This window comes from Kitasatospora sp. NPDC001547 (genome assembly GCF_042894165.1).
In the GTDB taxonomy this organism is placed as follows: Bacteria; Actinomycetota; Actinomycetes; order Streptomycetales; family Streptomycetaceae; genus Kitasatospora.
In genome coordinates this window covers 139861-162527 of sequence record NZ_JBIAVL010000011.1, presented here as the reverse complement: position 1 = coordinate 162527, position 22667 = coordinate 139861, and the positions used below count along the sequence as shown (strand labels likewise).

Annotated in this window: 19 protein-coding genes; 15 read left to right on the top strand and 4 right to left on the bottom strand. The window is 76.3% G+C overall.

Annotated elements, in window-relative coordinates:
- Nucleotides 1-5 precede the first annotated feature (5 nt).
- Entirely contained in the window at nt 6-911 is a 906-nt protein-coding gene (locus tag ACFY0X_RS21375; protein WP_387756730.1) for an acyl-CoA thioesterase, read from the bottom strand.
- Between the two features lie 138 nt (nt 912-1049).
- Here ACFY0X_RS21375 and ACFY0X_RS21370 point away from each other — a divergent pair, with 138 nt between their 5' ends.
- Nucleotides 1050-2453, top strand: coding sequence for an SWIM zinc finger family protein (locus ACFY0X_RS21370; protein ID WP_387756729.1), 1404 nt, complete (start codon nt 1050-1052; stop codon nt 2451-2453).
- Complete coding sequence (locus ACFY0X_RS21365; protein ID WP_387756728.1) at nt 2450-5170, top strand: DUF6493 family protein; 2721 nt, start codon at nt 2450-2452, stop codon at nt 5168-5170. The genes ACFY0X_RS21370 and ACFY0X_RS21365 overlap by 4 nt, the downstream gene beginning before the upstream one ends.
- Before the next feature lie 107 nt (nt 5171-5277).
- Here the strand turns inward: ACFY0X_RS21365 and ACFY0X_RS21360 are convergent, their stop codons facing one another.
- The 3 genes from ACFY0X_RS21360 to ACFY0X_RS21350 all read right to left on the bottom strand — a co-directional run bounded on the left by ACFY0X_RS21360 (nt 5278) and on the right by ACFY0X_RS21350 (nt 7843).
- Nucleotides 5278-6480: an MBL fold metallo-hydrolase gene (locus tag ACFY0X_RS21360; protein WP_387756825.1), complete on the bottom strand. Its 1203-nt coding sequence runs from the start codon at nt 6478-6480 to the stop codon at nt 5278-5280.
- A gap of 313 nt (nt 6481-6793) precedes the next feature.
- Nucleotides 6794-7246 (bottom strand): MaoC family dehydratase, encoded by a 453-nt coding sequence (locus tag ACFY0X_RS21355; protein WP_387756727.1) that lies wholly within the window; start codon nt 7244-7246, stop codon nt 6794-6796.
- A 72-nt stretch (nt 7247-7318) separates the two neighbouring features.
- On the bottom strand, nt 7319-7843 hold the full coding sequence (locus tag ACFY0X_RS21350; RefSeq protein WP_387756726.1) for a pyridoxamine 5'-phosphate oxidase family protein: 525 nt from the start codon (nt 7841-7843) through the stop codon (nt 7319-7321).
- Between the two features lie 141 nt (nt 7844-7984).
- On the opposite strand from ACFY0X_RS21350, the gene ACFY0X_RS21345 reads away from it, so the two are divergent.
- The 13 genes from ACFY0X_RS21345 to ACFY0X_RS21285 all read left to right on the top strand — a co-directional run bounded on the left by ACFY0X_RS21345 (nt 7985) and on the right by ACFY0X_RS21285 (nt 22533).
- Nucleotides 7985-8851 carry a hypothetical protein gene (locus ACFY0X_RS21345; RefSeq protein WP_387756725.1) on the top strand — a complete coding sequence of 289 codons (867 nt, stop codon included), beginning with the start codon at nt 7985-7987 and terminating at the stop codon, nt 8849-8851.
- A 137-nt stretch (nt 8852-8988) separates the two neighbouring features.
- Nucleotides 8989-9612 carry a hypothetical protein gene (locus tag ACFY0X_RS21340; protein ID WP_387756724.1) on the top strand — a complete coding sequence of 208 codons (624 nt, stop codon included), beginning with the start codon at nt 8989-8991 and terminating at the stop codon, nt 9610-9612.
- Nucleotides 9606-10553, top strand: coding sequence for a hypothetical protein (locus tag ACFY0X_RS21335; RefSeq protein WP_387756723.1), 948 nt, complete (start codon nt 9606-9608; stop codon nt 10551-10553). Before ACFY0X_RS21340 ends, ACFY0X_RS21335 begins: the two co-directional genes overlap by 7 nt.
- A gap of 142 nt (nt 10554-10695) precedes the next feature.
- Nucleotides 10696-11583: an SAF domain-containing protein gene (locus tag ACFY0X_RS21330; RefSeq protein WP_387756722.1), complete on the top strand. Its 888-nt coding sequence runs from the start codon at nt 10696-10698 to the stop codon at nt 11581-11583.
- Complete coding sequence (locus ACFY0X_RS21325; protein ID WP_387756721.1) at nt 11583-13052, top strand: hypothetical protein; 1470 nt, start codon at nt 11583-11585, stop codon at nt 13050-13052. The genes ACFY0X_RS21330 and ACFY0X_RS21325 overlap by 1 nt, the downstream gene beginning before the upstream one ends.
- Nucleotides 13042-14679: a CpaF family protein gene (locus ACFY0X_RS21320; protein WP_387756720.1), complete on the top strand. Its 1638-nt coding sequence runs from the start codon at nt 13042-13044 to the stop codon at nt 14677-14679. The genes ACFY0X_RS21325 and ACFY0X_RS21320 overlap by 11 nt, the downstream gene beginning before the upstream one ends.
- A complete protein-coding gene (locus ACFY0X_RS21315; RefSeq protein ID WP_387756719.1) occupies nt 14679-15644 on the top strand; it encodes a type II secretion system F family protein in 966 nt (321 codons plus the stop codon). The genes ACFY0X_RS21320 and ACFY0X_RS21315 overlap by 1 nt, the downstream gene beginning before the upstream one ends.
- Nucleotides 15641-16519 (top strand): hypothetical protein, encoded by an 879-nt coding sequence (locus ACFY0X_RS21310; protein WP_387756718.1) that lies wholly within the window; start codon nt 15641-15643, stop codon nt 16517-16519. The genes ACFY0X_RS21315 and ACFY0X_RS21310 overlap by 4 nt, the downstream gene beginning before the upstream one ends.
- A 136-nt stretch (nt 16520-16655) precedes the next feature.
- Nucleotides 16656-16946 carry a hypothetical protein gene (locus ACFY0X_RS21305; RefSeq protein ID WP_387756717.1) on the top strand — a complete coding sequence of 97 codons (291 nt, stop codon included), beginning with the start codon at nt 16656-16658 and terminating at the stop codon, nt 16944-16946.
- 38 nt (nt 16947-16984) lie between these two features.
- On the top strand, nt 16985-17359 hold the full coding sequence (locus tag ACFY0X_RS21300) for a TadE/TadG family type IV pilus assembly protein (protein ID WP_387756716.1): 375 nt from the start codon (nt 16985-16987) through the stop codon (nt 17357-17359).
- A 107-nt stretch (nt 17360-17466) separates the two neighbouring features.
- Complete coding sequence (locus ACFY0X_RS21295; protein WP_387756715.1) at nt 17467-17844, top strand: pilus assembly protein; 378 nt, start codon at nt 17467-17469, stop codon at nt 17842-17844.
- 157 nt (nt 17845-18001) lie between these two features.
- Nucleotides 18002-18451 carry a hypothetical protein gene (locus tag ACFY0X_RS21290; RefSeq protein ID WP_387756714.1) on the top strand — a complete coding sequence of 150 codons (450 nt, stop codon included), beginning with the start codon at nt 18002-18004 and terminating at the stop codon, nt 18449-18451.
- Nucleotides 18451-22533: a LysM peptidoglycan-binding domain-containing protein gene (locus ACFY0X_RS21285; protein WP_387756713.1), complete on the top strand. Its 4083-nt coding sequence runs from the start codon at nt 18451-18453 to the stop codon at nt 22531-22533. Before ACFY0X_RS21290 ends, ACFY0X_RS21285 begins: the two co-directional genes overlap by 1 nt.
- Nucleotides 22534-22667: the final 134 nt, after the last annotated feature.

Here is a 22667-nt window from a genome sequence, read left to right as displayed (position 1 = left end):
GGCGGTCACGAGGGGTCGCGGATCAGCGCCTCCTGGACCGCGGAGGCGACCAGCCGGCCGTCCAGGTCGTAGAACTCGCCGAGCGCCAGGCCCCGGCCGTCCGAGGAGGACGGGCTGCGCTGGGCGAAGAGCAGCCACTCGTCGGCCCGGAACGGGCGGTGGAACCACATCGCGTGGTCCAGCGAGGCCATCAGCAGCCGGGGCGGCTCGGTGCGCTGGAAGAAGTTCGGCTGCACGTCGAGCCCGGCGGTGGAGGCCAGGGTGAGGTCGGACAGGTAGGTGAGCGCGGCGGCGTGCAGCAGCGGGTCGCCGTCCGGCAGCGGGGAAGCGGTGCGCATCCAGACGAAGTGCTGGAGCAGCCCGGGCACGGCCGGCGGCAGCCCCGGGGCGTCCGCCGGGACGAACCGCACGTCGAGGTCGCGGAAGCCGCCGGCCGCGGCGATCGACCGGCGGACCTCCTCGGGCAGCCGGGCGACGGCGTTCGGCAGCGACTCCGGGCGGGGCAGCGGCGGGACCTCGCGCTGGCGGTCGGCGGCAGGCTCGGGGTGCTTGAAGGAGGCCGAGAGGGTGAAGATCTCGTTCCCGTTCTGCACCGCCGTCACCCGGCGGGTGGTGTACGACATGCCCTCGCGGACCCGCTCGACCAGGTAGTCGATCGGCCGGGAGGGGGAGCCCGGCAGCAGGAAGTAGCCGTGCAGCGAGTGCACCGGGCGACGGTCCCCGCAGGTGCGCCCGGCGGCGACGAGCGCCTGCGCGGCGACGTGGCCGCCGAAGGCGCGCATCGGGGCACCGGCGTGGCAGTGGCCCCGGAACGTGTTCTCGTCCAGCTGCTCGATCTGCAGCAGCTCGGCGAACGGGGCGGCCGGCCGGGCGTGCCGTTCGGCCCGGAGGTCTTCGGTGAGGTCGGTCACGAGGCCATAGTGGCAGAAGCCAACCGTCCGGCGGTGTGACCTGGGTAACGCCCCCCACCCCCGGTCGATGGTGTAGAACACGTTCCAGTCCGTCGGCCTCCCGAGGGATTGTCAGTGTCCTCACCTAGCGTGCTCGGCATGACGCAATCCGCACAGGCGTACGCCTATCTGCGCCCGTCGGCCGTCCGGGACGGCGCCGACGGCCGGAGCCTCGACCTGGCCACCTCCGGTGGCGCCACTCCGCTCGGCGCCGCCGCCAACCCGCGCTTCTTCGCGGGCTTCCTGGCCGATCCGGCGCCGGCCGCCGCGGCGCTGCTCGCGGTCGCGGACGTCGCCGCCGCGCGCTACTACCAGCCGCAGCTGCGCGCCTCGCTCGACCCGGTGGTCACCGCCAACGGGGACCGGCTGCGCTTCGAGTCCTTCTCGGGCTGCTGCGGTGTCTACGCCCGGCTCGACGTGCTCCAGGCCGGGCTCGACGGGGACGAGATCGGCCACGGCACCACCAACGTGGACGTCAACAACCCGCTGCGGGAGGCGCTGACCAGGATCGGCCCGGCCGACCCGCTGCACCTCGCGGTCGGTCCGGACGCGCTGGAGGTCACCAGCTTCGACGGACCGCTGGTCGAGAAGAAGGTGCCGCTGCCGGAGCGCTGGCTGCGCGGCTTCGCCGAGACCCAGGTGGTCGCCGCCGGCTTCGAGCTGCGCGCCGAGCTGCCCGCCGCCGAGGCCGTCCGGTTCCTGCGCTCGCTGCCGCGCGCCGGGCGCGGCGGGCGGGCCGGCATCGGCTGGGTCCTGCCGGCCGGGAGGACGCTGCGGCCGACCACCCGGCCGGTGCCGGGCGCGGTCTGCCTGCCCGGGCCCGAGCGGCTGGTGGCGCTCCAGCGGGTGCTGCGGCACGCGCTCGCCCTGCGGGTGTACGGGCCGGTGGCGGCCGGCGAACCGACCGCCTCCGCCTGGGAGGCGGTGCTGCCCGGCATGCGGCTGACCCTCACGCTGTCGCCGAACGCCGCCCGGGGCTTCTCCGGCGAGGGCGGGGTGCTCGACTCGCTGGCCACCGGGACGGCCGAGCGGGACGCCGAGCTGATCGCGGTGCTGCTCGCCTGGGAGCCCCGGATCGAGGTCGGGGACCTCGCCGCCCAGTCCGGGCTGAGCCCCGAGCGGGTCCGCGCCGCGCTCATCCGGCTGGGCACCGCCGGACAGATCGGCTACGACACCGCCGAGGCCGCGTACTTCCACCGGCAGCTCCCGTACGACGCCGGGCGGGCCGAGGCGGCCAACCCCCGGCTGCGGGCCGCCCGGGCGCTGGTCGAGGCGGGCGCGGTGCGGCTGGAGGAGGGTGGGGCGACGGCCGTCGTCACGGTGGACGACCACATCCAGCGGGTGCGGGCGGACGAGTCGGGGCGGCTGAGCTGCACCTGCCTGTGGTGGGGCAAGTACCGGGGCGGGCGCGGGCCGTGCAAGCACGCGCTGGCGGGGGCGATGGTGCGGGAGTCGGCTGCCGGGGCTGCCGGGGCCGCGGACGTGAAGGGGGCAGGGGCGTGAACACGGCGGTGGACGCCGAGCGGCAGGAGCCGGGCGACGCGCTGCTGACGGCCGTCCGGTCGGGCCGGCTGGCAGAGATACCGGGGCTGCTGGCCGCTCTGGACCCGGCCCGGCGGCGGGCCTGCCTGCCCGCCCTCAAGGAGCTGCGCACCGAACTGCGCAGGGAACAGCGCGAGCACTGGTCGCGCGAGGGGGCCGCGGCCATGAGCCGGCTGCTGGTGGCCGGGGCCGGCTGCCACTCCGGCCCGGCCGCCGCCGCCACCTGGATCGGCGGGGTCGAGGCCGCCGGCCGCGACTGGGCCCGGAACTCCGCGCTGCACCAGGTCATCGCGGCGCAGCCGGTGGAGTGGCAGGTCGAGGTGGTCACCCGGCTCGCGGCCCGGCCGGTGCGGACCTGGGGCTGGTCGATGTACCCGGTGCTGGAGGCCGTCGTCCGGCACACCGGCTGCGAGGTGCCGCGCGGCGAGTCCTTCGTCCGGAGCTGGATGGAGCGCGCCGCCGAACGGAACGGCCCGCGTCCGACGCTGGCCGTGCGGCTGGCCGAGGACTCGTTCACCCCGGTGCTGCTGCCCGAGCTGTTCGACCTTGCCGACGTCGGCTACCAGCTGACCCTCCGGCTCAGTCCGCGTCCCGGCGACGTCTGGACGGAGGCGATCGGCGAACTCGCCGCGGACGGCACGGCGGACCGCACCGAGCTGCTCGACCGCTGCCTGGCCCGGCTGCTGCGCGGCGGCAAGCCGGCCGACCAGCGGGCCTTCCTGGAGGTGCTGCGGGCGCTCGACCCGACGCCCGAGGAGTACGCGGCCCGGGTGCGCGACGTGGTGGCGCTGCTGGACGGCCTGTCGGTGCTCGCCGGCCACGCCCAGGAGGTGCTCGCCGGGCTGGACGAGGCCGGGCTGATCGAGCCCGAGGTGCTCACCGAGGCCTCGGCGGTGGTGCTGTTCCGGAGCGAGAAGAAGCTGGTCCGCACCCAGCTGACCTGGCTGGAGAAGGCCGCCCGGCGCGCCCCCGAGCGCTCCGGTCCGGTGGTGCTGGCCGCGGCCGAGGCCTTCGGCCACCCGGACGCGGCCCTCCAGGAGCGGGCGCTGAACGTGGTGGCCCGTCACCTGGAGGCGGCGGGGGAGGCGGTGGTGGCGGAGCTCCGGGCCGCCGCCGAGGCGCTGAACCCGGCCCACCACCGGCGCGCGGGCGAGCTGTTCGGCGCGCCGGTCGGCGGCGGGGACGACCCGGACACCGGGTGGGACGACTTCCTCCCGCCGGCCCCCGAACCGCGTCCGCTGGGCGCGCCGATCGCCTCCGCGGCCGAACTCGCGGAGGAGCTGTCCGCCCTGCTCGCCGCGCGCGAGCCCGGTGTGGCGGCCTTCGAACGGGTGCTGGACGGGCTGGTCCGGCTGACCCACCGGGACCGGCGGGCGCTCGCCGAGGCGGTGGAGCCGGTCCGCCGGGCGCACCCGTGGCGCGGCACCGACGGCTGGGGGGACTGCACGCCCCGGGAGATCCTCTACGTGGTGGCCGCGGTGGCCGGTGAGACGCCGCCGTGGAAGCTCTGGGACTACCTCGGCGGCAGGAGCGGCTCCGCGCTGCGCGGCCCGCGCACCACCGTGCACGGGGCCGTCCTCGCCGCCCGGCTGGACGAGGTGGCCCGGCAGATCTTCCAGGCCACGCTGCCGTACCTGCTGGCCACCCCGACGGACGCCACCGGAGCCCTGGACGCTGCCGTGCTGGTCGAGCGGATCGCCGGGTACGAGGCGGCGGGTGTCGCCCCGGGGAAGGCCGACCTGTGCCAGGCCCTGCTGCGGGTCGGCACCGCGGACGGGACGGTGCTGCGCGCCGCCGAGGCGCTCGGCTCCCCGGCCGGGCGCCGGCTGGCGCACTGGCTGCGCACCGGCGGGCTGCCCGGGCAGCCGTCCGAGCGGGTGGTGTTCGCGCCCGGCGCGGGGCTGAAGCGCACCAACCTGTACGGGGACCGCTGGTGGGAGGAGGTCGAGCGGATCGCGGTCGCCCAGCCGGGCATCGGCGCCGGGCCGAAGGGGCCGGACGGCGAGCGGCTCACGGCCGAGTTCCGGGCGCTGCTGGACGGCACCGAGCCCAGCGTGGCCCGGGCGCGCAAGGTGCACGACTGGGGCTGGCGGCCCGTCGAGCACTGGTTCGCGATGCTCCCCCGGCACCGGGAGGAGCTGGCGGCGCGCTGGCTCGACCCCTTCGCCGAGGGCGCCGACCGGGACGAGCGCGGCGCCGCCCGGTACCTCCCGCTGCTGGCCGAGGCCGACGGCCCGGCCGGGCTCGCGCTGCACCTGGCGTTGGCGTACGGCCTGGGCGCCCGGCACGCCGAGGACCGGACGGCGGCGGTGGACGCGCTGCTGGTGCTCGCCGCGCGCGGGGACCTGGACGGGGCGCTGCTCGGTCGCGAGCTGGGCGTTCTGGTGGCCTGCGGCACCGTGATGGCCGGCCGGCTGGCGGCGGCGCTCGCCATGGCGGCGGAGACCGGTGCCCGGGGGACGGTCTGGTCGGTGCTCGGTCCGGCGCTGCCGGGGCTGCTCTCGGAGACCGACCCGTCGACCCGCGGGCTCGGCGACCTGATCGCGCTGGCCACCGACTGCGCCCGGCGCACCGGGGCCCGGGGGCCGGTGGCGGAGGTGACGGCGGCGGCCGAGCGCGGCGGCTCGGGCCGGGTGGTCAAGGAGGCGCGGGCGCTGCGGGACGTCCTCGCGGGCTGAGCAGGGCCGGAAGACCGGGGACGGTCGCGGCCCGGGTCGGTCGCGGCCGGGGCCGGGCTCGGGTGGGCTCGGTGGTCCAACGGCGAACAGATGTCAGCTGACAACTTTCAGCGAACAGATTTTGAAATCTGTTCGCTGAAAGTTGTCGTCTGTTCGGGTGCCTCGCGCGACCCCGCCGTCGGCTCCTCCTCCGCCGGTCCGCCGACCAGCGGCGAGGTGCCGTGCGGGGCCGCGACGGCGCGCCACCACGGGCGCAGCGTCGGCGGGTCGGCCGGCTCGAACGGCTTGCCGGGCCGGGGCACCGCGAGCCGGGCGCCGAGCGCCTCGGCGGCGGCGACCACCCGCTCGGCGGGCTCCTCCCAGGGGTGCAGCGCGAGGTTGAAGGTGCACCAGTGGATCGGCAGCAGCAGCCCGCCGCCCAGGTCCAGGTGCGCCCGCACCCCCTCCTCGGGGGTCATGTGCACCTCGGGCCAGAAGTCGCTGTACGCGCCGACCTGCATCATCGTCGCGTCGAACGGCCCGAGCCGGCGGCCGATCTCGGCGAAGCCGGGGAAGTAGCCGGTGTCCCCGCTGTGGAAGATCCGCCGCCCGCCGCCGGCCACCACCCAGGACGCCCACAGGAACAGCGCGCTGGTGCGCGGCCCGCGGCTGCAGTAGTGGCGGGCCGGTGTGGCGGTCAGGGTCAGCCCGGCGACCTCGGCCGACTCCCACCAGTCCAGTTCGACGATCCGGCCGGCCGGGACGCCCCAGTGCTCCAGGTGCGCCCCGACCCCGAGCGGGACGGCGAACACCGCGCCCGTCCCGATCAGGGCCCGGACGGTGCCCATGTCGAGGTGGTCGTAGTGGTCGTGGGACACCACGACCACGTCCACCGGCCCGAGTTCGGACAGTGGCAGCGGCACCGGGTGCAGCCGCTTGGGCCCGGTCCAGGAGAAGGGGGAGCAGCGCTCGCCCCAGACCGGGTCGAGCAGTACCCGCCGTCCGCCGATCTCGGCCAGCACCGTGGCGTGCCCCAGCCAGGTCAGTCGCAGCCCGGTCTCCGGCGGCGCGGCCAGGTCGCCCGGGAGCAGCCGGTGCACCGGGACGGCGGCGGCCGGGATCCGGCGGGTCCGGTCCCCGGCCAGCTGGGCGCGGGTGATCTCCAGCGGGCTGCGCTCGTACACCAGGCGGCGGGTCGGCACCGGATTGCGGAAGGCCCCGTCGGAGAACTGCGGGGAGCGGCGGACGCGCGCCAGCCGGTCGCCTCGGGGTTCGGCTCCGAAGGCGTCGGTCCGGACCCGGTGCCAGGCGGCCCGGGGCACTCCGGCCAGACCGGGGACGGCGCGCTCGGCGGCGGGGTCGGTGGACGGCGGGAGGAACAGCGAGGTCAGACCGGCGAGGCGGGAGAACCACGGGGCGGGGCGGGGCACGGCTCCTCCAGGGACGGTCACGGCTACCGGGCATGCCGGGGTCGCGGCGCAGCGACGGGTGGGGCTGCTGCGATACGACAACCATCTCGTCGGAGGTTACTCGCCGTGGGCCGTCCGGACCTGGTGGAGGGCTCGGCGCGGTCCAATCGGCGTACCGGGGAGGCCGCGCGGGCCGGTGCCGGCGCCGCCCCGCCGGTCGTCGGTGAGGCGTCGCTCAGGCGTAGAAGCGGGTGATCGTCTCCGCGACGCAGTGCGGCTTGGCGCTGCGCTCGCTGGTCAGGGTGAACCGCACCACCGCCTGGACCCCGCCCGGCACCTCGGTGGCCGAGAGCAGCTCGGCGGTGGCCCGGATCGCCGTGCCCACCGGCACCGGTGCCGGGAAGCGCACCTTGTCGGAGCCGTAGTTCAGCGCCATCCGCACGCCCTCGACGGCGTAGCACTCCTTCGCCAGCACCGGGATCATCGACTGGGTCAGGTAGCCGTGCGCGATGGTCGAGCCGAACTGGCTCTCCTTGGCCCGCTCCGGGTCCACGTGGATCCACTGGTGGTCGCCGGTCGCCTCGGCGAACAGGTCGATCTGCCGCTGCTCGATGGTGTGCCACTGGCTGGTGCCCAGCTCGGTGCCGACGGCGGCGGTCAGCTCGGCGAGGGAGGCGAAGGTCGTCACGGTGCGCTCCTGGTGGGGGACGGGCCCGGGGTGTCAGAACGCCGGAAGCGTATGCCTACCCACCGGTACCTGTCAGGAGCCGAGCGGAAATCCGGCGTTCACCGGCCCGGCGCCGATCGGTCCGCCGCCCGTCGGTCCGCCGCCCGTCGGCCCACGCGCCTGGCGGCCTGGGAAGCCCAGGAGGCCCGGCCCGGTCGGGAACAGCCGGCGGCCGCTCACCAGCTCCGGCACCAGCGCGACGAACAGCGGCTCCGGATCGCCCACCCAGGGCCGCAGGCCGGAGCGCAGCACCCGCCGCACCTGCTCGGGATCGCTCACCACGTCGGCCCGCCCGTGCACCAGCACGCTCCACCCGGTGCGGGTGACCGGGTCCAGCAGATCCGCCTGGAAGGCCACCACCGTGCCGTCGAGCCCGCGCGCGGTGGCACTTCCCCGGCGCACCGCGAGCACCAGCCGCCCGTCCAGGACCTCGAAGGAGACCGGCAGCACGGCCGGCAGCGCGTGCTCGGTGTACACCACGCGCCCGACGGGCACGGTGCTGAGCAGCCGCAGGCACTCGGCCTCGCTCAGGGTCTCCACACGGTCGTCACGCTCCATGCGTCCGATCGTCCTCGGCCGGTGCGCTCGTCGATAGGGCCCATGGTCCCTGAGCGGACGGGCCGGGAGCCCCGTCGGCGGCCCTCCGGACGGTAGCCTGCCCGGCGGGTGGAGAAACGGTGCAGGAGGGGGGACGGTCGGATGGCGGGCGGGGTCGATCTGGTGGTGATCGGGGCGGACGGCGGGCCCGACCGGGCCTTCGGCGGCGCGGCGCTCGCACCGGAGGGTGCCCGGTTGCTCGCCGACGTGCTGCCCGGGATGTGCTTCGACACCGGCGCGGCCGGCTGCCGGGTCACCACGGTGGCGCCGGACGCGGACGCCAACGCGATGCTGACCGCCGTCCGGGACGCCGCCCGGCACCCGGGCCGCTGGCTGCTGGTCTGCCTGGTCGGCCAGCTGGTGGCCGACCCGCGCGGGCGCCGGCTGGCCCTGGTCACCGCCGGCAGCACCGCCGACAACGCCTACCGCCGGGGCCTGGCCTGGGACTGGGTGGTCAGCGCGATGGTGCACGGGGACCAGGAGGAGGCTCTGCTGCTGGTCGACGCGGTGGCCGACCGGGACACCTGGGCGGCGCTGGAGCGCGGCGAGGACGGCGCGGGCGAACTGCTGAGCTACTCGAGGGTCCCGCTCTGGGGCCGGATAGGCCGCTACGCCCCGGGCAGCCGCTACGCCCCCGGCAGACGCGGCCGGGACGTCGTACGGCCGGGCGGGGAGGGCTCGTTCAGCCGGGCCCTGACCACCGTCCTGCGCCAGGGCGTCCCGGGTGCCCCGGCGGCCGTCGCGCCGCTCGATCTCCAGCCGGCCGTGGCCGCGCTGACGGACGGTGGGGAACCGGCCGGTAGTTCGGGTGCGCCTGGCGCGCGCCTGCTCGTTCCGCCGCACGCGGGGCGGCTCCTGATGCGCAATCGGGCCGCGGTTCGGGGCGCATTGGCCGGATTGTCGCTTTCCGAGGAACTGTTGGCCGTTCTGTGGCGGGAAAGTGCCCCGACGGAACCGCCTTCCGCGTAAGGTCAGGGGGCCTGAGGTGTTGCCGTGATGGGGTGGGTTGGCGAAGAATCGATCCCCAGCGGAAACACCGGTGGGACGGCGGAATTCTCCTGGCGGCCGTGGATCACGGATCAGGTCGGTCGCAACGAGGTGGGGCCATGCGGCAGCGCGGAAATGTGTTGCGCCCTGGGGCGGTTGGGGTCGGCGGGGCGGTTCTGGTGTTGCTGCTCGGTGCTTGTGCGGGCAGTGGTGCGGGTGGTTCCGTCGATCGGATCGGGTCGGCCGCGCCCACCGTCGCGGGAGTGAACCCGCTAACTCCTTCGAGTGGTTCGGAAAACAGCTCGATCGCGCCGACCAGCGGCCCGGAAGGGGCCATGGCAAGGCTGGCCCTGAAGGCGTATCAGGACTGGTGGCGGGCTCAGGCGGAGGTCTTCGGGCGGTCGGATTCGGACGGTTACGCACTGGAGCAGTACTCCTCCGGGCGGGCGCTGTCCGACAGCCTGGTCGGCCTCCGGCAACTGCGCGACGCCAAGGTCGTGATGACCGGGACCCCGCGCAATTCCGCGGTGGTCAAGGCCGTCGATCTGAATGCCGATCCGCAGACCGCCGTGATCGAGGACTGCGTCGACCTGTCGGACTGGCACCGAGTCGACGCCGTCACCGGGGCCGCCAAGGATCCCGGAGCGCGACTGAACCGGTACGTCGGAACCGCGTCGCTGCGCTGGTTCCAAGCGCATTGGTTGATCCACGACTTCAAACGGGAGGTGGACCGGACATGCTGAACGCGCGGAAACCGGCCCGGCGAATCGCGATCGCCGCGTCGATGTCGGCCGGGCTGCTGCTGTCCTCGGCGGTGGCTGCGGTCGCGGACGAACCGCCGAGCGGCGGGGCCGAGCAGTGCTACCCGAACGTGATCTGCATAGACGTCAATTCCGGTGGGACGACCCCCGTGCCCGGCGGATCGAACCCGGGCGGTGGCGGCGGATCGGGCACCGGCCCGCAGCTGTGCGGCTACCACGGGGTCCCGTGGGCCTGCCACGACCCCCAACTGGGCTGGTTCAACAGCGACAAGGGGTGCTACTTCCGCGCGCTGGACAACCCGCCGCCGGCCGGCGACCCGGCGTGGGACGGCCACGACCCGAAGGACGGCTCGCTCTACACGAAGGTCTGCCCGCAGACCGACGGGGGCCAGGGCGGCGCCGAGATCGTCTTCGAGGCCACCGCGCCGGGCGGGCAGAACGTCAACGCCGAGGCCATGGCCATCCAGCAGGCCTACGACCAGGTCCGGTTCAGGCCGCCGGTGGGCCGTGCCGCGCCCCGGAACACGGCGGTGGTCAACGCCCCGGTCTGGCTCTGGGCCGACGACGCCGCGCTCCCCGCACCGGGCAGCGCGGCGGTCGCGGGCATCTCGGTCACCGTCACGCCCCGGCTGGTGAAGGCGGACTGGAGCTTCGGCGACCACCTCCAGACCTCCTGCACCACCCCCGGCACGCCGTACGACCCCAAGTACGGCGACGCGAAGTCCCCGGACTGCGGCTACGAGTTCAGGACAAGCTCGGCCCACGAGAAGAACAGCGTCTTCAGTGCCACCGTGACGATGCACTGGGAGGCCGTCGTGGTGGTCACCGGCGGGCCGAACCCCCGGAAGTTCACCATCCCGGGCATCAACCAGAGCAGCAAGCCCTTCGACCTCAAGGTCGCCGAGATGCAGGTGCTCAACTGAGCGCGGCCGAGCGGGCGCGGCCGACCGGGTGCGCCCGGCCGGCCGATCTCGACTGAACGACCCGGCGCGGGCATCCGCGCACAGACCAGCCGGACGAGCCGGCCGGACGAGCCAGAGACGAACGAGGGAAGGGCGGAACCCGGTGGAGAACCGTACGTTCGCGACGCCGGGATCCGGCACCTCCGCGGGCGCCGCGGTGCCCGCGGCACTCCCGGAGCAGCCGGAGCAGGGCGGCCGGGGCAGGGGCCGGGGACGGGCGGTGCCGCACGCGCCCGGGCGGACCATGCGGGCGAGGCGGCGGCGCCCGGCGGTGCTGGCGATGGCGGTCGCGCTGATCGCGGCCGGAGGGCTGGGCGGTGCCGTCCTCTACAACAGCACCGGTCAGCGGGTCGCGGTGCTGGCGCTGGCCCGGGACGTGCCGTGGGGGCAGGTGATCACCGAGGAGGACCTGGTGGTCGCTCGGATCGCGGGCGACCCGGTGCTGCGCCCGGTGTCGGCCCAGGACCGGGCGAAGGCGGTCGGCATGCGGGCCGCCACCGACCTCAAGCGCGGCGCGATGCTCACCGGTTCCGACCTCGCGCAGGGCCTGTCGGTGCAGCCCGGGCAGATCGTGGTCGGGGTGTCGGCCAAGCGCAGCCAGCTGCCCGCGAGCCGGCTCCAGCCCGGCGTGCAGCTGGTCATCGTCTTCACCCCCGACAACGGCCGGGCGGACTCGCTGCCCGCCACGGTGATCACCGTCGGCCGGGTGGACACCGACGGCAGCCAGGTGATCGACGTGGCGGTCGGCACGGCGGACGGGCCCCGGCTGGCGCAGTGGGTGGCGAGCGGACGGATCCAGGTGCTGCTCGCTCCGCGCGGCGCGGCGGCCGGCGGCCCCGGCGGCGGTACCGCCCCCGCCCCGGCGCCGAGCGGGGCGCCCTCGGCCGCCGCCACCAACCCCGGGGCGACCGCGCCGGGCGGTACTCCGGGCGCCGCCACCCCGGGTGGTGCCGCCGCGCCCGGGGCCCCGGCCGCGACGGGCGGCGCCTGATGGCCGTGATCGCGGTGGTCGGCGGCCCGGGCGCACCGGGCGCGACCACCACCGCCCTGGCACTGCTGCTGTCCTGGCCGCTGCCGCCCGGCCGGCGGATCCTGCTGGTCGAGGCCGACCCGGACGGCGGCGCGGTGCTCGCCGGCGCCCTGGAGGGCCGGGTCGAGGCGGTGTACGGGCTGCGCAACCTGGCCGTCGCCGACCGGCGCGGGCTGCTCGCGCAGACCATCTGGGAGCAGCTGATCGACCTCTCGCCCGAAGGCGACGCCGAACGGCTGCTGCTGCCCGGGCTGACCGACCCCACCCAGGCGCCCGGCCTCGCCTACACCTGGGAGCCGCTCGCCGAACTGCTGCACGGCGTGGAACAGCAGGGCTACGACGTCATCGTGGACCTCGGCCGCTCCGGCGCCACCGGCCACAGCGCGGTGCTCGCCCGCCGCGCCGACGTGGTGGTGGCGACCGTGCGCACCACGCTGCGCGGGCTGAGCTCGGCCCGGCCCCGGCTCGCCGCCCTGGCCGAGGACCTGGCCGCCGCCGGCACCGGGGCGGACGCGCTCGGGCTGCTGCTGGTCGCCGAGGGGCCGTACACCCGGGCGGAGGTCTCCCGCGAGCTCGGCCTGCCGGTGCTCGGGGTGCTGCCGCACGCCACCCGGACGGCGAAGGTGCTCTCCGACGGCGGGGACACCACCGACCGGCGGTTCATCCGCTCGGAGCTGATGCGGACGGCGCGGTCGGCGGCGGACGAGGTGCAGCTGCTGGTCCGCCGCCGGCGCCAGCGGCTCGCGCCGGGAGCGGTGCAGGACGCGACGCCGGCCCAGCTGACGGCAGGCGGCCCGGCGGCGGGGGCGGTCGCGGCGGCGGTGCCGGTGCCTCCCGTCCCGGCGCCTCCGGTGCCGACGGGGCCGGTTCCGGCCGCGCCGATACCGGCCCCGCCCGTGCCGATGGCGCCGCAGCCGTCGATGCCCGCGCCCGCGGCCGGGCCCATGCCGTCGCCCGCGCCGGGGCCGGGGCCGTACGGGCAGTCGGCGTACGGGCCGGGCGGGCAACCGGGGTACGTCCAGCAGGAGTACGTCCAGCCGGGGTACGTCCAGCCGGGGTACGGGCAGGGCGGGTACGGGCCCGGCGGCCAGGGGCAGACCGCGTACCCGCAGACCGCGTACCCGCAGGCCGGGTCCGGCGCGGCGGCCCACGGCCGACCGGGCTACGGGGGGACGGCCGAGGGCGAGCCGCCCTCGTACTCCCCGCCGCAACCCGTACCGCCGGTGATCACCACCGGCCCGGTGGCGCCGCTGGCCGGGCTGGCGCCGCAGCCGGCCGCTCCGGCGCCGTTCCCGGCACACGTCCAGTCCGCCCCGTACGGCGAACCGGAAGACCAGTACCCGCTCCAACGGCCGGCTGCGACGGACCGCCAGGACGACGAGAGCGGGCCGTACCCGCACAACCCCGGGGAGGTGCTCCGTGCGCGGTAGCCCCCTGCACCAGCGTCCCGCGACCGACCCGGCCGCGCTGCCCTGGGCCGCGCCGGTGTCCGCGCCCGCGCCGGCGACCGGTCCGGTCGCCCCGCCGCACGGGTACCAGCCCGGTCCGGTCGCGCCCCAGCCCGGCCCGGCACAGCCCGGCCCGGCGCAACCCGGCCCGCCCGGCGCGGCCGGGCCCACCGCCGTACCCTCCCAGCTGCCCTCGCTGGACCTGCGCGGCGCCGCCACCCGGCCCGCCGTCGACCCGCAGGTCGCCCGCGAGCTGAAGCGCCAGGTCGCGGCCGAACTGCACCAGCAGATCACCCGGTTGACCACGGCCTCCGGCTCCGAGCCGGACCGCGCCACCCGCCGCCAGCGCGGCCGGGCACTGATCGAGGAGGCCGTCGCCCGGTGGTCCGACGCGTACGCGCAGACCCACGGCATCCCGCCCACCCGGGAACAGGACCGCGCCCTCGCCGAGGCCGTCTTCGACCTGCTCTTCCGGGCCGGCCGGCTCCAGCCCTACCTGGACGACCCGGAGATCGAGAACATCCTCATCAACGGCTGCGACGACGTCTGGGTCTCCAAGGTGCACCAACCCCTGCGCCAGGTGCCGCCGGTGGCCGACAGCGACGGCGAACTCGTCGAACTGCTCCAGGACCTGGCCCGCCAGCACGGCGGCGGTGAGCGCAGCCTGTCCACCGCCAGCCCGACCCTCGCGCTGCGCCTGGAGGGCGGCATGCGCCTCCAGGCGCTCACCGAGGTGACGCCCCGCCCGTACGTGGCGATCCGGCGCCACCGGGTGGCCTCCGCGACGCTGCCCGAGATGGTCGAACTCGGCACCCTGGACGGCACCCTGGCCGCCTTCCTGGCCGCCGCGATCCGGGCCCGGAAGAACGTGATGATCACCGGCACCCAGGGCGTCGGCAAGACCAGCCTGCTGCGCGCAATGGCCGCCGAGATCCCGCCGGACGAGCGGATCGGCACCCTGGAGTCGGAGTTCGAGCTCTGGCTGCACACCCTCGGCCACCTGCGCCAGGTCGTCCCGATGGAGGCGCGGGAGGGCAACGGCGAGCGCGTCGAGGGGCGCCTGGCCGGGGAGTTGAGCATCGGCGACCTCATCCCGGCCGCGCTGCGCATGACGCTCTCCCGGATCATCGTCGGGGAGGTCCGCTCCGGCGAGGTCGTCCCGATGCTGCGGGTGATGACCAACGGCGAGGGCGGCTCGATGTGCACCCTGCACGCCCGCGGCCCGCACATGGTCGTCGACCGCATCGCCGAACTCTGCCTGGAGTACGGCTCGCACATGACCGACTCGCTCGCCTACCGGCTCACCGCCAACGCCCTGGACCTCATCGTGCACGTCACCATGGTCGACGAGACCGCCGTCGGCGGCCGCCGGCACCGCTTCGTCTCCCACGTCCTGGAGGTCACCGGCCTCGGGGAGAGCGGCCGGCCCGCGCTGAACACCGTCTTCGGCCCCCGGCCGGACCTCGGTGAGCCGCGGGCCGTCCCGCACACCCCGCCGCAGTGCCTGGACGACCTGCGCCGGGCCGGCTTCGACGCCTCGCTGCTCGGCTCCCGGTACGGGAGCTGGACCACCCCGCTCCAGCTGCGGATCGGCGGTGGCGCGCGGTGATGCTGCTCTTCGCCCTGTGCGGGCTGGCGGTCGCGGGCGGCCTGGTCGCGCTGGTGGCCTGGGCCCGCGGCAGCGAGTCCGGCGACGAGGACGGGACGGAGCGGGCGGCCAACCCGCTGGCCGGCCGGGTCCACGTGTTCTGGTACGGCGCCCCCGGGACGGCCGGGCACCGGATGGTGCGGCTGCGCCGCGTCCAGCTGCCGATCGCGCTCGCCGGCGCGCCGCTGGCCTGGCTGTTCACCGGCATCCCGCTGACCGCGCTGCTGGTGCCGCTGGCCGTCTTCGGCCTGCCCTGGCTGTTCGACACCACCCGCCCGGACACCCACCGGATCGAGCGGCTGGAGGCGCTCTCCGAGTGGACCCAGCGGATCGCCGACGTGCTGCTGCTCGGCGTCGGCCTCAACCAGGCCATCGTCACCAGCCGGCGCACCGCCCCGGCCGCCCTGGAGGACGAGATCGGCGAGCTGGCCGCCCGGCTGCAGGCCCGCTGGCGGCCCGAGGAGGCGCTTCGCGCCTTCGCCGACAGCCTCGCCGACGCCACCGCCGACAAGGTGCTGGCCGCGCTCGTGCTGCGGGCCGGCGACAGCGGCCCCGGCCTGGCCCGCACGCTCTCCGACATGGCCGACTCGGTGCGCGAGGAGGTCCGCCAGCGCCGCGCCATCGAGGCCGACCGGGCCAAGCACCGGACCACCATCCGCTGGCTGGTCGGCATCATCGTGCTGGTCGTCACCGTCGGCTCCTTCAACACCGAGTACACCCGGCCGTACGGGACCTTCCTCGGCCAGGTGGTGCTCGCCGTGGTCGCCGCCCTGTTCGTGGCGATCATCGCCTGGATGCGGGCGCTGGCCTCCCATCCGCCGGTGCCGCGGCTGTTGACGCCGGACCGGCGCAGCAGGAGCGGACGGCGCACCGCCGCCGCGGTGACCGAGCCGGAGCCGGCCGAGCAGCTCGGGGAGGTCCGGTGATCTCCCCCTGGTCCGTGCTGGCCGGCGCCGTCGCGGCCGGCGGCCTCGCCCTGCTGGTCGCCGAACTGCGGCCGGCGCCGCCGGACCTGCGCCAGGCGCTGGACCGGCTGCACGCCACCCCCGCCGACCGCGAGCAGGACCCGGACGAGCGGCCCCGCTGGTACGACCGGATCGGTGAGCGGTCCGTCCACCTGCGCGGGGTCTCCGTCCCGCGCCGCGAACTCGCCCTGATCGGCCGCACCCCGGCGCGGTTCATGGTGCACAAGCTGCTGTTCGCCGCCCTCGGCCTGGTGCTGCCCGCCTACCTCGGCGCGATGGCCGTGCTGATGGACGTCGGCCTGCCGTTCGCGCTGCCGCTGGTCGCCGGGCCGCTGCTGGCCGGACTGCTCTGGTTCGTCCCCGACGCCGTCGTGCGCGGCGAGGCCAAGGAGGCGCGCACCGAGTACCTGCACGGCATCGCCGCCTACCTGGAACTCGTCGCGATGGAACGGGCCGCCGACTGCGGCCCCGCCGAGGCGCTGCGCCGGGCCGCCGCGGTCGGGCAGGGCGCGGTGTTCCGGCGGATCCGCGACGCCCTGGAGCGCGCGGCCACCGACCGCCTCCCGCCGTGGGCCGGACTGGACTCGCTGGCGGAGGAGTTGGGGCTCAGCCCGCTCCAGGACGTGGCCGACATCATGCGGCTGTCCGGCACCGACGGCGCCGCCGTGTACGACACCCTGCGGGCCCGCGCCAAGGGCCTGCGCGGGGAACTGCTCGCCGAGGACCTCGCCCGGGCGAACGCCGACAGCGAGCGGATGGTCGCACCCGGGGCCGCACTGACCCTGCTGATGACCGTCCTGATCGTCTTCCCCGCCCTGCACCAGATGCTCAACTGACCGCGGTCCCGGAATGCTTACCGCCACCCCGGTCCCGTACCCGCAAGATCCGCAGGCCCCGCAAGCCCCGTCGGCCCCGTCCGGAGCGGTCGGCGCCACCACCACACCACACCGCCAGATCCCCCGGGAGACCCCGATGACCGTACGACTCGCCCAGCTGGCAGGCCGGGTGCTGCGCCCCGCCCTGCTACCGGTCCAGTTCGCGCTCCTGCTGTTCACCCTGCGGCTCGGCCGGCTGCGGGCCGCCCGCGCGCGCGGCGACCGCGGCGCGATCAGCATCGAACTCGCCCTCGCCATCATCGCGTTGGTCTTCGTCGCGGGCGCCGTGGCGACCGCGCTCTACCTGCTGAAGGACAAGGTCGTCCAGAAGGTCGAGCAGGACCCGAACATGCCGGGCGGCGCGGGCGCGGGCGGCGCCACCAAGTGATGCGTCCTGCTCTGCGCCGCAGGGGCGACCGGGGGTCGATGAGCGTGAGCCTCGCCATCGTCTTCCCGGTCGTCCTGCTGCTCGTGCTGCTCGTCGTCCAGGCCGCGCTGTGGTGGTACGACCGCCAGGTCGCGCTCACCGCGGCCCGCGAGGGCGTGGACGCCGGACGGGTGCAGGGCAGCGCGACGGACGGCGAGAAGAACGAGGCGGCCCAGCGGCAGGCACGCGACTTCCTCGACCGGCAGGGCGTGCACGGGTACACGGTGCGGACCGACGGCAGCACGGCGGAGACCGTCCGGGTCACCGTGCAGCTGTCCCCGCCGCTGCTGATACCCGGGCTCAGGGCGCCCGCCATCACCCAGTTCGCCGAGGCGCCGCGGGAGCACTTCGTACCGCCGGCGGTGAAGCCGTGAGCGGCGCGCGGCCCGGGGCGCGGAACCGGTCGCGGCCCGGGCCCCGGCTCGGGTTCCGGCGGCGCCGGCGGGACCGGGGCGGGATCGCGATCGAGGCGGCGATCGTCGTGCCGGGGGTGGTCGGACTGGTCCTGGTGGCCATCGCCGCCGGGCGGGTGCAGACCACGGCCGGCACCGTGGAGGCCGCCGCCCGGGCCGGTGCCCGGACCGCCTCCCTGCAGCGCAGCGTGGACGGGATGGACCAGCCGGCCAGGGACTCCGCCCTCGCGATCCTGCGGCAGCAGGGCGTGTCCTGCCGGAACGGGGACGTCCGGGTCGGCAGGGGGGAGCTGAACCTGCCGGACGGACCGGTCACCACCGTCACGGTGACGGTGGTCTGCGACGTCGAACTGGCCGACCTGCTGGGCGGACCGTCCGGCGTACCCGTGACGAAGCACCTCGTCGGCGAGTTCACCTCGGTGGTGGACCGTTACCGGGGCACATGACGGCGCGCGGCGCCGTCGCCGGCAGACGGGGATTGGAGACGGCCCGTGCGGGGGAGACGCAAGCGGAGAGCGCTCGGGGGATGACGCAGCGGTACCGAGTGGCGCCCGGTGGGGCCGGTGGGGAGTTCAGCGTGCGAAGTGGGGGGAGGGGACGGGAGTGGTGAGCCGTCTGCGGCGGCGGCTGCCGGCGCGCCGGTCCGACCGGGGCGCGGTGGCCCTCTTCGTGGCGATCTGCGCGGCCTACGTCGTGCTCGTCATCGCCCTGGTGATCGACGCGGGCGGCCGGCTACGGGTCGCCGAGCGGACCGACGCCTACGCCCTGGAGGCCGCGCGGGTCGGCGGCCAGCAGCTCGACCGGGCGGCCGTCCTGCAGGGCAAGGGCTTCAAGGTCCAGGAGAAGTACGTCCGGGACGCCGCCGACGCCTACCTGGGCCTGTACGGCCTGCGGGCCGGCGGCATCGAGTTCTCCGGCGACGGCAGGGTCGTCACCGTCACCGTGCAGGCCGACTACCGCCCGGTCCTGCTGGGCGCCCTCGGGGAACGGAAGGTAACGGGCAAGGGCAGTGCGACCCTCGTCCACGGAGTCGAGAAAGCGGAGACCGACTGATGGCCGCGCCACGTGCCAAGGACCAGGCCCGTACCGCCCAGGCCCGTACCGGCCGGGCCGGGACGTCCCATCGCGCCGGCGGCGCCCGAGGGCCCGCCGCCCCGGCGCCCCGACCACCCCGGGGACGCGGCCGGGCCGTGATCACCGCGCTCGGCGCGCTGGTCACCCTGCTCGTCCTGCTGTTCGGCGTCCCCGCGCTGCTGCTGTACGGCACCGACGCGGTCGCCGGGATGGGCGGGGTCGCCTCGGGCGGGGTGGGCGAGGCGCTCACCAGCCCGGACGACGGAAGCCTGTTCCTGTGGGCGCTGGTGGTGGTCGGCTGGATCGCCTGGGCCTGCTTCGCGCTCTCCGTCCTGCTGGAGGTCCCCGCCCAGCTGCGCGGCCGGATCGCCCGCCGCATCCCGGCGTTCGGCTGGAGCCAGCGGCTCGCGGCCGGGCTGGTCGGCTCGGTGCTCGCACTGCTGCCGGTGGCCGGCTCGGCCTTCGCGGCCGTCCCCGAACCTGCTCAGCGCCCGGCCGTCCAGGCGCAGTTGACGCCGGGCGTGCAGCGCGCCGCATTGCCCGCCGCGCAGGCCGCGCCGGCCCTGACCCCGGCCGCCGAGCAGCAGACCACGTACACGGTGCGGGACGCCCGCCCGGCCGACAGCCTGTGGTCCATCGCCGAGCGCCAACTGGGCTCGGGGGAGCGCTGGGTGGAGATCGCCAAGCTCAACGAGGGCCGGACGATGGGTGATTCGGGCGTCCGCTTCGACGCCGAGCGGCCGATCCAGCCGGGCTGGGAGCTGCTGATGCCGGCGGACGCCAAGCCGGACGAGGCGAGGACTCCGGCGCCGGCTCCCGGTGCTTCGGGAGGCGCGGGGCAGGACGCGGCGCAGGGGGCGCCGCAGGCCGGCTCCGAGGCCGGTGGCGCCGGCGGTACGGGTGGCACGGGCGATGCGGGTGGTTCCGGTGGGCAGCGGACCGTCACCGTCCAAGCCGGGGACAGCCTGTCGGCCATCGCCCAGCGGGAGTTGGGCGACGGGGAGCAGTGGCCGCAGCTGTTCGAGGCGAACAAGGGGGTGCAGGCCCCGGACGGGGAGCGGCTGACCGATCCGGACGTGGTGGTGCCGGGGATGGTGCTCGCGGTGCCGGGGGCGGGGGGTGCCGCTCCGGCGTCGGCTGACCAGGCTCCGGCTCCTGAGTCTGCGCCCGCGCCTGCTCCGACGCCCGCGCCGGCTCCCGCCGACCAGGCACCGGCGCCTGCGCCGGGTGCTCCCACGCAGGGCGCGCCGCAGTCGGCCCCGGCGCCCGCGCCCGCCCACGCGCCCGCCCCCGCCGCGCACGCCGACCAGGCTCCCAGCGACGACTACACCGTCGCCCTCTCCGCCTCCACCGTCGGCGTGCTGCTCGCCGCCGTCATGGTCGGCACCGTCGCCCACAAGCGCGGCACCCAGCAGCGCGCCCGCCGCCCCCGGCACCGCATCGCGATGCCCGGCGCCGAGGCCGCCGCCTTCGAGAACGAGCTGATGGCCCGCCAGGACCAGGCCGGACTGGACCTGCTGGACCGCGCCCTGCGCAGCCTGGCCCGCAACACCGTGCGCGGTGGCAAGCGGCTGCCCGCCATCGTCGCCGCCCGGATCACCCAGGGCCAGACCGTCGAGCTGCACCTGTCCGGCCCGGCCACCCCGATCGCGCCGTTCCGCGCCGCGCACGCCGCCAACGTGTGGTGGTGCAGCGCCGACTCGGGCGACCTGCTCAGCCCTGCCCAGGCCCGGAAGACCGCCGCGCCGTACCCCGCGCTGGTCACCCTCGGCACCTCGCCGGACGGCTCGGTGGTCCTCGCGGACCTGGAGGCCGTCCGGCTGCTCCACCTGTCCGGCCACCCGGACGACGCCCGCGACGTGCTGCGCACCCTGGCCATCGAACTGGCCCACAGCCCGCTCGCCGACCGCCTCCACCTGCACCTGGTGGACCTCGCCGAGGAGGTGCCGATCAGCGGCCCGGCCGCCGAACGCGTGCACCGCCACCCCACCCTGGAGGCCGCGCTCGCCGCCCTCGGCCCGCGCACCGCCAAGGCCCGCGCCACCCTGGTCGCCGCCGAGGCCACCAGCCCGCGCGAGGCCCGCAGCCGGGGCCAGGCCGACGAGTCCTGGACGCCCGAGATCGTGCTCTGCGCCCACCAGCCCGGCGGGGACGTCCCGGCCGAGCTCGGACGTCTGCTCGACGCCCGGCCGCGGACCTGCGTCGCCGTCGTCACCCGCGCCCCCGAGCGCGGCACCGGCCCGGTCGCCCGCTGGACCCTGCCGACCTCCGGCCAGGCCGCTATCCCGGGCCTGCACCTCACGGTCGAGCTGCAGCGGCTCAGCGGGCAGCAGTACGACCAGGTCGCCGAGCTGCTGCGGGTCGCCGACGACACCACCCAGCACCCGGCCCCGGCGTGGACGCTGGACGGGCCGGAGGACGACACCGACACCACCGAACTGCCCGCCGCGGTACCGGTGCTGGCCGCCGTCGGGGCTTCGGTCGCCGTCGGTGCCTCGGCCGTCGGCGCGTCGGTGGGTGGCGCGTCGGCGGGTGGGACGGCGGCCGGTGGTAAGCCGGTGGCCGGGGCCCTGACCGGCGGGGCGGAGGAGGGTGCGGAATCGGCGGCCGGTCCCCGGCTGCTCGCCCGGGTCATCGGCACCGGGGCCAGCCCGTTCGCGGGGACCGATCCGGTGACGCCTGCTCCGACTCCCGCCGCCCTGCCGCCCGCGCCTTCGGCCTCGGCTCCGGTTCCCGTACCGGCTCCTGTGCCGGCTCCGGCTCCGGCCGGTCCGGCGCGGTTCGTCGTCAACGGGCAGGGGCGGCAGGCGGCCACCGACGAGACCACCCGGGACCTGCGGCGGCCCGGCCTGCCGGAGGGCGAGGGGGCGGAGGAGTCGGGGGACGCCTCCTCGGAGTCCACGGCGACGGTCGTGCTCGCCGTCCAGCCGGTCGTGCCGCAGCCCGTCGCCCCGCAGCCCGGCGTGGCGGAGCCGGTGGGGGAGCAGCCGGCGGGGTCGAAGACGGTCGAGGAGACGGAACCGTCGGTCGAGCCCGTTCCGGAGGCCGCTCCCGCGTCCGCCGCCGCCCTCGGGACCGGGCCGGCCGGGGTCGCGGAGACCGTCGGGACCGGGGGTTCCGCGGGAGCCGCGAGGACCGCGGATTCCACGGAGAGCGCGGACGCCGTCGTTGTGGACGCGCCCGAGCCCGTCGGCGAGCCCGGCCCCGCCGCAGTCGCCGCGGCCGCCCGGACCGCGACCGGGCGCAGCGACAGCGACGACCTGCTCGCCATCCTCCGCTCCCCGGAGGCGCACGCCCAGCGCAACGCCCCCCGGATCCGGCTGCTCGGTCCGGTGGACGTCGCTGGGGTCCTCGGCACCGCCGATCCCGGTGCGCTGCCCCGGCTCACCGAGCTGGCCGTCTACCTGGCGCTGAGGCCGGGTTCCGACCACCTCGCGCTCGACCACGACCTGCACCCCGGCGCGGCGCACCTCGACCCGCACCCCACCTCGGCCGACGCCGAGAGCCCGCTGCCCGCCAAACTCGCCGATCTGGCCGCCTGGTTCGGCACCTCGGCGGAGGGCCGCGCCTTCCTGCCCACCGAGGGCACGGAGGGCTACTCCTTCGCCCCGGCGGTCACCTGCGACTGGGACGAGTTCCGCAGCCTCTACCGGCGCGGCATGCGCAGCACCAGTGCCACCGCCGACGCGGCCCTCGCCCACGCCCTGGCCCTGGTCCGCGGCGCGCCGTTCGCCGAGGCCCCGCCGGCCTCGTACGGCTGGGCGGAGGCCGAGCGGCAGGACATGATCGCGGCGATCGTCGACACGGCCCACGAACTGGCCGCCCGCCGCCTGCAGTACGGCGACCACCGCAGCGCCGAGGCCGCCGTCTTCCGCGGCCTCGCCGTCGCCCCGGACGTCGAACTGCTGCACCGGGACCTCTTCTACGCCTACGCCTCGGCCGGCGCCCGGGACCAACTCCTGCGCGCCGTCAACCGGTTGGACGCGCTCAGCCGGCGCACCGGGCGGGACCTGGACGCGGACACCGTCGCCCTGCTGCGGGACCTGCTCGCGGGTTCCTGACGTAGTCCCCCGATGGCCCGGTCACTCCCACGGGGGTGGCCGGGCCGTCGTGTTGACGGGGCCGGCGGGCCGACGGCGGATGTGGCGGCCGTGTGGGAGTTCCGTACGGATGCGGTCGGCGGGTCGGCGGGTCG